This window comes from Pseudomonas sp. LP_7_YM (genome assembly GCF_004364435.1).
GTDB lineage: Bacteria > Pseudomonadota > Gammaproteobacteria > Pseudomonadales > Pseudomonadaceae > Aquipseudomonas.
On sequence record NZ_SOCT01000011.1, the window covers coordinates 15353 to 27099 of the forward strand.

Genomic DNA, 11747 nt, shown 5'->3' on the forward strand with positions numbered 1-11747 from the left:
GCGCGTATTTGCGCCGCCCGACACATAAGAAAAGAAGGCGCTAAAGGTTGTCCCGCTGTCACGCTTTGCATAGGCTTGCGCGATTGTCTGCCCTCGCCCCGTGCGAGCCGTTAGCTGGAGATTACCGATGGGCCTTAACAACGACTGGATGCAGCGCGACCTTAAAGTCCTGTGGCACCCCTGCACCCAGATGAAAGACCACGAAAACCTGCCGCTGATACCGATCAAGCGCGGTGAGGGGGTCTGGCTGGAAGACTTCGAGGGCAAGCGTTACCTCGACGCCGTCAGCTCCTGGTGGGTCAACGTTTTCGGCCATGCCAATCCGCGCATCAACCAGCGCATCAAGGATCAGGTCGATCAGCTGGAGCATGTGATCCTGGCGGGTTTCAGCCATCAGCCGGTGATCGAGTTATCGGAGCGTCTGGTGGCGATGACGCCGGAGGGCCTGACGCGGTGTTTCTACGCCGACAACGGTTCGTCCTGCATCGAAGTCGCGCTGAAAATGAGCTTTCATTACTGGCTCAATCGCGGCAAGCCGGACAAGAAACGCTACGTGACGCTGACCAACAGCTACCACGGTGAGACGGTGGCAGCGATGTCGGTCGGCGACGTGCCGCTGTTTACCGAGACGTACAAGGCGCTGCTGCTGGACACGATCAAGGTGCCGAGCCCGGACTGCTACCACCGCCCCCAAGGCGTGAGCTGGGAGGAGCACACCCGTACGATGTTCGCGGTGATGGAGCAGACACTGGCCGAGCATCACGATACAGTCGCGGCGGTGATCATCGAGCCGCTGATTCAGGGCGCCGGCGGCATGCGCATGTATGACCCGATCTACCTCAAGCTGCTGCGCGAGGCCTGTGATCGGTACGGCGTGCATCTGATTCACGATGAAATCGCCGTCGGCTTCGGTCGTACCGGAACGATGTTTGCCTGCGAGCAAGCCGGCATCCGCCCGGACTTTCTGTGCCTGTCCAAAGCGTTGACCGGTGGCTACCTGCCGCTGGCGGCGTGCCTTACCACCGATGACGTCTACGCTGCTTTCTATGACGACTACCCGACCCTGCGCGCCTTTCTGCACTCGCACAGTTACACCGGTAACCCATTGGCCTGCGCCGCTGCACTGGCAACACTGGATATCTTCGAGCAGGACAACGTCATTGAGAACAACAAGGCGCTGGCGCAACGCATGAAGAGCGCGACGGCGCATCTGCAGGATCACCCGCACGTGGCCGAAGTCCGGCAGACCGGTATGGCCCTGGCTATCGAGATGGTGCAGGACAAGGCGACCAAAGCGGCGTACCCCTGGCAGGAGCGTCGTGGGCTGAAGGTCTTCGAGCACGCTCTGACCCGCGGTGCATTGCTGCGACCTCTGGGCAGTGTGGTGTACTTCCTGCCGCCGTACGTGATCACGCCTGAGCAGATCGACTTTCTGGCAGAAGTGGCCAGCGAAGGCATCGACATCGCCACGCGCAGCAGCGTCAGCGTGGCCGTGAGAGAGAATTTCCATCCGGATTTCCGTGATCCGGGTTGATTGAGCGAACAAACCAACCTGTGGGCGCGAATGCATTCGCGAAAAATCGTAACCCCGATAGCGCCGTGTCAGCCGCTACGCCCTATCGCGCATGAACTCGCGCCCACAGTGCAAATGCCGCAACTGAAGAATTTACAGAGAAACAACCATGAGACTCTCGCGCTTTTTCATAGACGCCACCCTAAGCACAGGTGAACACGCACTGCCCGAAGCCCAGGCGCATTACATCAGCCGGGTGTTGCGCATGACCGAGGGTGATGCGGTGCAGCTGTTCGACGGCTCAGGCCTGGAGTTTCATGCCACATTGGCCGAGGTCGGCAAAAAGCATGTGCGCGTTCAGGTAACCGAAAGCTTCCCGGGCCTGGTTGAGTCGCCGCTGCAGATCCATCTCGGGCAAGGGCTTTCCCGTGGTGAGCGCATGGACTGGGCGATCCAGAAAGCTACCGAATTGGGCGTCACGCAAATCACCCCGATTCTCAGTGAGCGCTGCGAAGTTCGCCTCAAAGACGAGCGGGCCGAAAAACGTCAGACCCATTGGCAACAGATCGCGATCAGCGCGTGTGAGCAGTGCGGGCGTTCCGTGGTGCCAGTGGTCAATCCCCCTGTAACGCTGAGCGACTGGCTCAAACACACGGAAGCGGATCTGAAGCTGGTACTGCATCCGGTTGCCGAACCATTGGTGAGTCATGAAAAACCCCGGACGCTGGCGTTCCTGATCGGGCCGGAAGGCGGTTTGAACGAGGCCGAGGTGGACCAGGCTCAGGACGCAGGCTTCCACGCCGCCCGCCTTGGCCCCCGTGTGCTGCGCACGGAAACGGCGCCGGTCGTGGCTTTGAGCGTCGCGCAGCAGCTGTGGGGGGATTTTTAGTTCATGGCGGCGCAACCCATCCTGTGAAGGCGAATTCATTCGCGATGCGGTCGTTCAGCTCACAGAAGTGTGTTGAATGTACCGGCCTCTGGCGAATGAATTCGCTCCCACCGGTTTCGCGACGGGCTACGACAGCGCGCCCGAACGTTCAAAGAACGTAACGAGTGATTGCCACGAAATGCAGCAGACTCCCGGCAATCACGAACAGATGCCAGATGCCGTGCCAGTGCCGAAAGCGTTTGTCATAGGCAAAGAAAATAATCCCCACCGTGTAGAAAACCCCTCCCAGCGCCAGCCAGGTAAACCCGGCAGTGCCCAACGCAGCCACCAGCGGCTTGACCGCCACCAGTACGATCCAGCCCATGACGGCGTAGATCACGATGGACATCACCCGCGCTTCTGAACGCGGTTTGATCTCCTGCAGGATCCCGATCAGCGCCAACCCCCAGACGATCCCGAACAAGGCCCAGCCCCAGGGCCCGCGCAGGGTGACCAGACAAAATGGCGTGTAACTGCCTGCAATCAGCAGATAGATCGAAAAGTGATCAACCTTCTGCATGATGACCTTCGCCCGACCGCGCACGCTGTGGTACACCGTCGAGGCGCTGTACAGCACCACCAGCGCCACGCCATACACCGCCACGCTGACGATTTTCCACACATCACCGGCCAGGCTGGCGATCACCAGCAGCCACACGGCACCGATGCACGCCAGCACCGCACCCACGAGGTGAGTCCAGGCGTTGAATTTTTCTCCGTAGTACATCCGCAATAAACCTCTCTCAGTTGCACGACAGTGGACAAGGCTCCCGCTTATGACCCAAAAGCGCAATGCATGTGTCAGGGTTAATGAGCATTTAATGCAGCCAGCCACCTTCGAGTTCGGCACAATCGGCCGTTCGAAGAACAAGAATGAGCTGCGGAAACCACACGATGCAGATCGACGACGAACTGACCCTCAAGAAGCTGGAGATCTTTCTAGCGTTCATGCGCACCGGCAATCTGGCGCGCGCGGCGGCGGAATTGCAGACCAGCACCGTCAGCGTTCATCGAGCGATTCATTCACTGGAAAACGCGCTGCGCTGCCCGCTGTTCAAGCATGAAGGGCGCAACCTGACGCCGCTGGAAGGTGCCTATGTGCTGGAAGAAAGAGCACAGAAACTGGTGCAGGACGTCTTGAGTACCGTTGAGCAGACCCGTGCCGCTGCCGGGTTTTCTGCCGCGCGGTTCAAGCTTGGCGCGTTGTACTCGCTGACGGTCAAGACCGTGCCGCAGCTGATCATGGGGCTGAAGATCCGCCGCAGCGAGCTGAATATCGATTTGATTCTGGGCTCGAACATCGACCTGTTCTACAAGCTGAAGAACATGGAAGTTGACGCGATCCTGGTCTCTCTCAACGAGAGCGTCAACGACCCGGATTGCGAGCAGTTGCCGCTGTTCTCCGACGATATCTTCCTCGCCTGTCCTGTCGACTCGCCCTTTGCGCAACAGGCCGAGGTGGACCTGAGCGATCTGCGCGAGGCGACGTTCATCACCCTGACCCAAGGCTTTGCCACTCACCGCGACGGTGCGCGGGTGTTTCAGCAAGCCGGGTTCGAGCCGAAGGTGGCGATGCAGGTCAATGACATCTTCACGCTGCTGAGCATGGTCAGTTCCGGGGTGGGCTATGCACTGCTGCCCGGCAGGATCGCAGCCGTGTACGAAAACCGCGTGCGCCTGGTCCCGCTGCAGACGCGGTATCGCATGCTGCAGCACATCGGGCTGGTGTTTCTCAAAGCCCGCGAGCGCGACCCGAATCTGCTGGCGCTGTTGGCGGAATGCCGGATGTATTCGAATCAGTTGGAGCAGGGTTAGGCAGCCTCCCTGCCCCATGTGCCATGCGCGGTTCGACCTGCAGGAGCGAATGCAGCACGCGCATCTATTTTTAGATAGGTCGCAAGCCAGGGTTCTTATTCCAAAATCCCCCGCACGATGAAATACAGCAGCGAAGGACCGAGCAGGCAGCCTAGCCCGGTGTGAAAGGTCGCAGTCAGCGCGCCATACGGCACCAGACGTCGATCTGTCGCGGCAAGCCCGGCCGTCACGCCACTCACCGTGCCGGCCAGTCCACCGAACACCATCGCCGAGCGCGGGTTGTCCAGCCCCATCCAGCGCGCGGCCATCGGTGTGCCGACCATCACCAGAATCGCCTTGATCAACCCTGTCGCTATCGACAGCGCCATCACGTCCGAGCTGGCCCCCAATGCAGCCCCCGTCACCGGCCCGACGATGTACGTCACTGCGCCCGCGCCAATGGTGGTAATACTTACCGCATCGCGATAACCGAACGCATAGGCCACGCATGAGCCGACGATAAACGGCAGCGCCGTGCCGAGAAACAGTGAGATCGCGCCAATCAAACCGGCTTTTTTCGCTTCGGTGGCCTGCACCTCGAACGCGGTGGCGACAATGGCAAAATCGCGCAGCATTGCGCCGCCCATCAAGCCGATACCGGAAAACAGCGCCAGGTCTGCCAGCCCCTTCTGCCCGCCCGTCAGGGTGCCGCCGACCCACGCCAGCACCAGACCGATCACGATAGCGATGGCCGAACCATGAATGCGACCGAACGTCAGGCGCCTGGACAGCACCACGGAAATCCACATCACCACGCCCACGACTGCGAAGGCAGTGACCAGACCCTGACTGACCAGGTCTTTCTGAATGAGCTCCCACATATCAGCGGCCTCCGGCTGGCGTAACAGTCGGCGGGATCACCGGGGCTTGAGCGACGAGCTCGTCTTCTCTGGGCAGTGGCTCGCCCTTGTTGGTGCGGCTGATGACAGCAATCGTGCAGCCACAGATCACCACCGAACCGATGGCGGCGATGACGGCAATCGGGCCGCCTTTCAAGGCTGTGACGACGTTTTGCTGGGCGGCCATGGCCACGACCACCGGAATGTACATGGCGCCCCAGAAGCCGACGCCCATTTCGTAGCCTTCGCTCATGCCACCGCGTTTTTGCATGTAGAGACGGGCGCAGATCAGCAGAATCATCGCGATCCCGACACCGCCCACGTTGGATTTGACGCCCAGCAGCACACCGAGCAGATCACCGAGAATCACCCCCGCGAGGGTGCAGATAGCCAGTAACGCAACGCCATAGATAACCATTGTTCTTATCCTCAATTTGCATCGTCGAAGTTGTTGTTTTTGTGTTCTTCGAAAGCAGCAACCGGTCTATGAGTGGCGATGTTCCTCCTCTTGCGACAGCGCGCTCAGGGTATCCAGCCGGGCGCCCTGAAAGGCAATGGCGGATCCTTGTTCAAAGACGCGTCGCGCCAGTCCCGTGAGCACGGTGCCAGGCGGCAATTCGATTTGCAGACGTACCCCGCGCTCGTAAGCGGTCTGCACGGTGCTGCGCCAGTCGACGACCCGGCACATGTTGAACGCCAGGTCGTCGCGCAGTTTGTCGGGCGTGATGACCGGCCGCGCGGTGCTGCCGCTCAGGTATTTCAGATTCGGCGCCTGGACCCTGACATTGGCGAAGGCCTCGGCCAGCACGTGCGCAGGTTCGCTCAACAGCTCGCAATGGGAAGGCACGCTGACCGCGAGGCGTTTCGCAGCAGCGGCACCCTGCTCTTTCGCCAATGACGCCACTTCGGCCATCGCCTGATCGCTACCGGCGATGACGAACTGGTTCTCGGCATTGATGTTGGCCAGATAGACCGGGGTGTGCTCGCGATGGATTCGCTGGACAAGCGCTTCAACGGTGCGTTGGTCCAAGCCGATCAATGCCGTCATGCCATAGCCTTTTGGATAAGCGTGCTGCATCAGTTCGCCGCGCAGCGCCACCAGCCGCACCGCATCAACGAAGCTCAGCGCACCGGCGACCACCGCGGCCGGGTACGCACCAATCGACAGGCCCGCGACGTAGTCCGGGGTACAGCCCTGAGCCATCAACACGCGAGAACAGGCAACTCCGGCGATCAACAGGCACAGTTGCACCGCACGGGTCGATTGCAACGCGTCAGGGGTGTCCAGATCCAGAACGTTTTCATTCAACGCATCGCTGGCTTCGCGCAGGCATTGGCTAATCAGGGCGTCGCTCGGCAGTGCGTGCAGCATGCCCGGCTGCTGCGCGCCCTGGCCCGGAAATACCCAGAAGCTGCTCATGCCGCGTGCTCCTGAAGCTGCCAGGGGTTGTCCACCAACCGGGCGCCGTCGTCAGCCTTGAGCAATACCTTACGCGCTGCCCCTGCCCACTCACGCAATGCCACGGCGCCTGCCGGGGTTTGCAGCTGCAGGTCAATGCGCCAGAGCGCGTTATCCAGCGCTTCGACCAGTCCAGCCGATTGTTCGCGGCTGAAGAAATCGTCAGTGCGCAGGATCAAATCCAGATCACTGTCCTGATGCAGCACCTGAATGCCGGTCGCCAGCTCGAATCCGGCACCGCCCGCTACGCCCCAAGGCAAACCCAGCGCGTTCATCAGAGAACGAATCTGCCGCAGCGCTTGCAAGGCCGGCCAGTCCGCTACGACGTTATCCACCGCGTCGACCAGCTGCTCAGGCTGTACCCGCCATGCGATATCGGCGCCGCTCATCAGCGTCGCAAAACGCTGATCACGCGAATGACCCCGCACACCAACGGCCACCCAGCCCTGCGCGACCTGCGCGCGACGGACCACCACCGGATGCCCAAGCGTTATCACCTCAAACACCCACGCCGGAGCATCGGCAGGCACAGTCGCCATGGGCATGCCCCACAACAAATCGTGGGGCTGTACGGGCAGGTTGACGCGCATTACCACTGCGCCCGCAGCAGTTCACGCACCTTGGATGAGGCACTGCGATTGGCCGCGCCCAGCCGCGAGCCCAAGCCATTGTCGCTGCCCTGAACATCCTTGATCGCTGCGACCAGGCATTGCTGGACGGCGGCGATGTCAGCGTCGGAGGGCTGTTCGATCTGGCTCACCGAGAGCGTTTCCCAGAGCAACCCCAGCCCGGCATAACTGTCGATGTCATACGCCATGGGCGGAATGCTGGCGGCGAGCTTTTCCAGCTCTTCGACACTGCGTAATGTGACCCGCGCAGCCGACGCCTTGCCCATGGCGTGAACCATCACGCCCGGATCACGCAAGGCAATCAGCCGATTGGCTTGGTATCCGTGAGCGAGAAATGCCCCTGACATCGCCTTGCCCACCAGCAGCCCAATCACTGCATGCCCGGCCAGACGCGCGCGAGCATAGGCGTCTACAGCGCCCGCCAGCGCCTGATGAATGCCCAACGCCTCTTCGCGGCGGCCGTATGCCTGGCTCGGCACATCGATGATCGCGATCAGCGCGCGTTTCTGCAGATTGTGGTGGTCCAGTTCAATGGCCGCGTCGACGGCTTTCGCCAGCCCCCAGCCTTCCAGCAGGCCGACTTCACCCTTTTGTGCGCGAGGAAAGCGATTGGCAGGATCGGCGACCACAGCCAGAAAACGTGCAGGCTGATCACCCAATTGGCCGTCGGCAGCTTTCACCGAAGCGGGCAGTCCGCCCACCTCGACGGCGCCCGCGCTCAGCGCCTTGAACCAGTTCAGACCTCGGGTGGAGTAACTGCTTTCTGCGTCTTCGCTCACTGTTTTTTGCTCGCTCACGGCTGTTCTCCTTGATACAGGCTGCGCACAGCGGCGGGATCGATCTGGGTAGAGGTGTCCAGGTCAGAGAGCCGTTGTAGAAACAATGCGTACTGGCTGCTGCGCTCCTGCTGGGGCCTACCTGTGTGCAACAGGCCTTGTACCTCTTGCTGAATAGCCGCGACGTCGTCGGCGACATAGGCGTCTACCAGCCCGCTGGCAAAACGCTGCTCACCCCCGGTCAGGCTCCAGATGAAGGGCCGGTCGCGTGAGTCATATTCCTGGATTCCGGCTTCCTGCTCGATCACTTGCGGGCCGTTCAACCCCAGACGCGCCTCTCGAGTCACCACCAGATAACTGCACAGCCCGGCAGCGATGGACATGCCACCAAAGCAACCGACACTGCCCGCCACCACCCCGATGACGGGCTGATAGCGACGCAGATCGACAATGGCCGCGTGAATTTCAGCAATAGCAGCAAGACCCAGATTGGCCTCCTGCAAGCGCACACCACCGGTTTCCAGTAGCAGCACGGCAGCGGTCGGGATGCCTTGGCGGTTGTCTTCGGCGGCCAGTTCCAACGCTCCGGCCATTTTTGCGCCGCCGACCTCGCCCATGCTGCCGCCCTGAAAGACCCCTTCAATGGCGCAGATCACCACCGGATGACCGCCAATAGCGCCTTTGGCAACGATTACACCGTCATCGGCTTGCGGCACCACGCCTTGTTTGGCCAGCCAGGGCGATGTGATGCGCATAAACGGGTCGATCAGTTCACGAAAGCTGCCCTCATCAAGCAAGGCACGGGCACGCTGACGGGCGCCCAGCTCGACGAAGCTGTGTTGTTTCAGAAGGCGAGCGCTGTCAGTCATGGCCGATCTCCTCGAAGCCTTGCTCCAGACGCAGACGCACGACACCGGGCGTCGCGCCGAAGTCGTGGATGTCGATGCTCAGCGCAGGCGGCGTTTGCCCGTCGAACATGCGCTCGAACAGATGCTGCCAGCGCGCCGAACTGCCGTTGACCGAGGTCAGCACCTGAATGGTCAATGTGCCCGGCAAACCGGGTTCGAGCAGCACTTCGAGGTCGCCGGAGCCGACGCACCCCACCAGCGCGCGGCGCAGAGGCGGCTGGCCCGCTGGAAATTCAAAAGACAGGGTTTCCATTTCAGAGAGTCCTCGCTTGATCGCCGAGCGCAGGCTCAAGGCAATCGATAAACAGGCAAGCGGCAAGCAGATCAGCAGCGCCACCGGGGGAGGCATTCAGGCCAAGCAGTTGCTGATCCAGATCATGCAGCGCACGACGACCGCTGAGGGACGCGCTGCCGCCAACATCCAGCACGCGCTGTGCACCTTGCTGCATAGCGAGCAAACCTTGTTCGCCAGCGCGATACAACACGCAGGTGTCCGAGAGCTCGGTCATGATTGCCAGCAGCGCGTCGAGCCGGGCGTTTTGCTCGCCGTGACGAGCCGCACGGCTGCGCTTGAGCTGTGGCAGGCCGGTTTGAATCACCGCAGGGAAGCCCATTTGCGCCTGCTCCCGTGCGCCCATTGCCCCGTATTGGCGAGCGACTTCAGCGCCGTGGCTCTGCGTGTTCGAGACTTGGTTACGGTCCTCGATCAGCGCGAGGCACCCGGCACGCAGCCCCAGCCCGGCCGGCGTCAGATCCGAAGGGTCCAGCGCAGCCGCCGTGACCAGCAAGCCAAGCGCCCAGATCGCGCCGCGATGGGTGTTCACGCCATCGGTGGTGCGCATCATTGCCGCTTCGCCCTCACGACCAATGCGGCCAATCGCTTCTCGCAAAGGCTGGCCTATCTCGCCGATCTGAATGGCGACTTCAGCCATTTCCCTGAACGCGGGCCAGAGCGACAGCGCTGACGCGTGCATCAGGCCCAAGTGCAAATCCTTGTGCGCACCACTGCTGCGGCGGTCGACCAGCGCGGGCTTGGGCGACAGATCGGCTTCATCGATCAGTGCATCCACCGCCAGATCGGCCAAGCGCTCTGCGAGGGGCAGCCCGCGTGGCGTATCCGTGAACGCTACGTTAAGTGCGAGCATTACCAACTCCTGAATTTCGCAGGCGGGTTGTACAAACCACCGGACCACTCCACCAACTCGGCGATGCTTTTAGCGGCGAGCAGTTCGCGGCTGGCGTCGGTGCGGCGGATGCCCAGATCCTCAGGCAGCGCAATCAATCCTTCGCGGCGCATGCGCGCAGTGTCTTTGGGGTTGTGGCGCAGGCCAATAACCGTCACGCCTGCCACGGCGGCGATCATTGCCTGACGCTCTTCCAGACTGCGCGCCTTGTACAGATAGGCGATGCCTTCTTCGGTTAGCAAGTGGGTCACGTCGTCACCGTAGATCATGATCGGCGCCAGCGGCATGCCGCTTTTCCTGGCCACGTCGACGGCATCAAGGGTTTCGACGAACGTGGGTTTGCCGCCCTCCTGGAATGTCTCGACCATCTGCACGACAAGTTTTTTGCCGCGTTCAAGGTAGGCGTCGGCGCCCGGGTTCTGCTGGCGCATGTCCAGCCAGGCAGGCGTACTGTGACGGCGGCCGTGTGGGTCATGGCCCATGTTCGGCGCGCCACCGAAACCGGCCAGCCGCCCGCGGGTCACCGTCGAGGAATGGCCGTCGCCGTCCACTTGCAAGGTAGCGCCGATGAACAGGTCCACCGCGTATTGGCCGGCCAGTTGGCACATCATGCGGTTGGAGCGCATCGAGCCATCGCGGCCGGTGAAGAACACATCCGGGCGCGCCGCGAGGTAATTCTCCATGCCCAGTTCGGTGCCGAAGCAGTGCACGCTCTCGACCCAGCCGCTTTCGATGGCGGGAATCAATGTCGGGTGCGGGTTGAGCGTCCAGTTACGGCAAATCTTGCCCCTGAGCCCAAGGGATTCTCCGTAGGTCGGCAAGATCAACTCAATCGCAGCGGTGTTGAAACCGATGCCGTGGTTGAGCGACTGAACGTTGTGTTTTTCGTAGATCCCGCGAATCGCCATCATCGCCATCAACACGTGGACTGGCTTGATATGGCGCGGGTCGCGGGTGAACAGCGGCTCGATGTAGAAAGGCTTGTCGGCCACCACCACGAAATCGACCCAGGACGCCGGAATGTCTACTCGCGGCAGATCGCTGACGTCGTCCACCAGTTGGTTGACCTGCACGATGACGATGCCGTCGCTGAACGCGGCTGGCTCGATCAGCGCTGGGGTGTCTTCGGTGCTGGCGCCGGTATAAATGTTGCCCGCGCGGTCGGCCATGAATCCTGCAGACAGCACGACATTAGGAATCAGGTCGACCAGCAGGCGCGAATACAGCTCGATATAGGTATGAATCGCACCCACTTCCAGCAGGCCGTCTTCGAGCAACTGGCTGATGCGCAGACTTTGCGTGCCGGCAAAAGAGAAGTCGAGTTTGCGGGCGATGCCGCGTTCGAAGAGATCCAGGTGTTCGGCGCGACCGACGCTGGGCATGATCATGTGCAGGTCGTGCAGCTTGGCCGGATCGGCCTTGACCAGTGAGCGGGAAAGAAAATCGGCCTGCTTCTGGTTGTTGCCTTCAAGCACCACACGGTCGCCGGGCGCAATCAGCGCCTCCAGCGCCGCGACAATCTTGTCGGTGGGCAGAACCACGCCATCGGCGAGGGAACGCACTTGCTCGAGCCGTCGCTGCTTTTCGCTGCGACGACGCGACCAGCGCGGGTCAAGTTTCGTTGTTGTCGTCATGCTGACTCCACGAGTTCGCTGTC

At 61.5% G+C, this 11747-nt stretch carries 13 protein-coding genes; 3 read left to right on the forward strand and 10 right to left on the reverse strand.

Going from position 1 to position 11747, the window contains the following annotated elements; genetic code table 11:
* Window positions 1-127 precede the first annotated feature (127 nt).
* Both EC915_RS20215 and EC915_RS20220 read left to right on the forward strand, forming a co-directional pair.
* Entirely contained in the window at window positions 128-1534 is a 1407-nt protein-coding gene (locus EC915_RS20215) for an adenosylmethionine--8-amino-7-oxononanoate transaminase (RefSeq protein WP_133752285.1), read from the forward strand.
* Between the two features lie 148 nt (window positions 1535-1682).
* Window positions 1683-2402 (forward strand): 16S rRNA (uracil(1498)-N(3))-methyltransferase, encoded by a 720-nt coding sequence (locus tag EC915_RS20220; RefSeq protein ID WP_133752286.1) that lies wholly within the window; start codon window positions 1683-1685, stop codon window positions 2400-2402.
* Window positions 2403-2550: 148 nt separating this feature from the next.
* Here EC915_RS20220 and EC915_RS20225 read toward each other — a convergent pair whose 3' ends face one another.
* Window positions 2551-3168, reverse strand: a complete 618-nt coding sequence (locus EC915_RS20225; protein WP_133752287.1) for a hemolysin III family protein — start codon at window positions 3166-3168, stop codon at window positions 2551-2553.
* A 167-nt stretch (window positions 3169-3335) separates the two neighbouring features.
* Here EC915_RS20225 and EC915_RS20230 point away from each other — a divergent pair, with 167 nt between their 5' ends.
* On the forward strand, window positions 3336-4256 hold the full coding sequence (locus EC915_RS20230) for a LysR substrate-binding domain-containing protein (RefSeq protein ID WP_133752288.1): 921 nt from the start codon (window positions 3336-3338) through the stop codon (window positions 4254-4256).
* Between the two features lie 95 nt (window positions 4257-4351).
* Here the strand turns inward: EC915_RS20230 and madM are convergent, their stop codons facing one another.
* From madM to mdcA, 9 genes are all read right to left on the reverse strand, one after another.
* Complete coding sequence (gene madM, locus EC915_RS20235; RefSeq protein ID WP_133752289.1) at window positions 4352-5116, reverse strand: malonate transporter subunit MadM; 765 nt, start codon at window positions 5114-5116, stop codon at window positions 4352-4354.
* Window position 5117: 1 nt separating this feature from the next.
* Window positions 5118-5552, reverse strand: coding sequence for a malonate transporter subunit MadL (gene madL / locus EC915_RS20240; RefSeq protein ID WP_133752290.1), 435 nt, complete (start codon window positions 5550-5552; stop codon window positions 5118-5120).
* 66 nt (window positions 5553-5618) lie between these two features.
* Entirely contained in the window at window positions 5619-6554 is a 936-nt protein-coding gene (gene mdcH / locus EC915_RS20245) for a malonate decarboxylase subunit epsilon (RefSeq protein WP_133752291.1), read from the reverse strand.
* Window positions 6551-7189 carry a malonate decarboxylase holo-ACP synthase gene (locus EC915_RS20250; RefSeq protein ID WP_372237934.1) on the reverse strand — a complete coding sequence of 213 codons (639 nt, stop codon included), beginning with the start codon at window positions 7187-7189 and terminating at the stop codon, window positions 6551-6553. Before EC915_RS20250 ends, mdcH begins: the two co-directional genes overlap by 4 nt.
* A complete protein-coding gene (mdcE, locus tag EC915_RS20255; protein WP_133752397.1) occupies window positions 7183-8001 on the reverse strand; it encodes a biotin-independent malonate decarboxylase subunit gamma in 819 nt (272 codons plus the stop codon). The genes EC915_RS20250 and mdcE overlap by 7 nt, the downstream gene beginning before the upstream one ends.
* 14 nt (window positions 8002-8015) lie before the next feature.
* Window positions 8016-8867, reverse strand: coding sequence for a biotin-independent malonate decarboxylase subunit beta (locus EC915_RS20260; RefSeq protein WP_133752293.1), 852 nt, complete (start codon window positions 8865-8867; stop codon window positions 8016-8018).
* A complete protein-coding gene (locus tag EC915_RS20265; RefSeq protein ID WP_133752294.1) occupies window positions 8860-9159 on the reverse strand; it encodes a malonate decarboxylase subunit delta in 300 nt (99 codons plus the stop codon). Before EC915_RS20265 ends, EC915_RS20260 begins: the two co-directional genes overlap by 8 nt.
* A 1-nt stretch (window position 9160) precedes the next feature.
* Window positions 9161-10051: a triphosphoribosyl-dephospho-CoA synthase gene (locus EC915_RS20270; protein WP_133752295.1), complete on the reverse strand. Its 891-nt coding sequence runs from the start codon at window positions 10049-10051 to the stop codon at window positions 9161-9163.
* The gene (gene mdcA, locus EC915_RS20275; RefSeq protein ID WP_133752296.1) at window positions 10051-11724 is read right to left on the reverse strand and encodes a malonate decarboxylase subunit alpha; all 1674 of its coding nucleotides are present in this window, start codon (window positions 11722-11724) and stop codon (window positions 10051-10053) included. Before mdcA ends, EC915_RS20270 begins: the two co-directional genes overlap by 1 nt.
* Window positions 11725-11747 lie beyond the last annotated feature (23 nt).

What these genes read in the sequence shown, in the direction of transcription:
- EC915_RS20220 (WP_133752286.1), top strand. Translation starts at nt 1,683, where the DNA reads ATGAGACTCTCGCGCTTTTTCATAGACGCCACCCTAAGCACAGGTGAA.
- madL (WP_133752290.1), bottom strand. Translation starts at nt 5,552, where the DNA reads ATGGTTATCTATGGCGTTGCGTTACTGGCTATCTGCACCCTCGCGGGG.
- EC915_RS20230 (WP_133752288.1), top strand. Translation starts at nt 3,336, where the DNA reads ATGCAGATCGACGACGAACTGACCCTCAAGAAGCTGGAGATCTTTCTA.
- mdcH (WP_133752291.1), bottom strand. Translation starts at nt 6,554, where the DNA reads ATGAGCAGCTTCTGGGTATTTCCGGGCCAGGGCGCGCAGCAGCCGGGC.
- EC915_RS20270 (WP_133752295.1), bottom strand. Translation starts at nt 10,051, where the DNA reads ATGCTCGCACTTAACGTAGCGTTCACGGATACGCCACGCGGGCTGCCC.
- EC915_RS20265 (WP_133752294.1), bottom strand. Translation starts at nt 9,159, where the DNA reads ATGGAAACCCTGTCTTTTGAATTTCCAGCGGGCCAGCCGCCTCTGCGC.
- EC915_RS20225 (WP_133752287.1), bottom strand. Translation starts at nt 3,168, where the DNA reads ATGTACTACGGAGAAAAATTCAACGCCTGGACTCACCTCGTGGGTGCG.
- madM (WP_133752289.1), bottom strand. Translation starts at nt 5,116, where the DNA reads ATGTGGGAGCTCATTCAGAAAGACCTGGTCAGTCAGGGTCTGGTCACT.
- EC915_RS20260 (WP_133752293.1), bottom strand. Translation starts at nt 8,867, where the DNA reads ATGACTGACAGCGCTCGCCTTCTGAAACAACACAGCTTCGTCGAGCTG.
- EC915_RS20215 (WP_133752285.1), top strand. Translation starts at nt 128, where the DNA reads ATGGGCCTTAACAACGACTGGATGCAGCGCGACCTTAAAGTCCTGTGG.
- mdcA (WP_133752296.1), bottom strand. Translation starts at nt 11,724, where the DNA reads ATGACGACAACAACGAAACTTGACCCGCGCTGGTCGCGTCGTCGCAGC.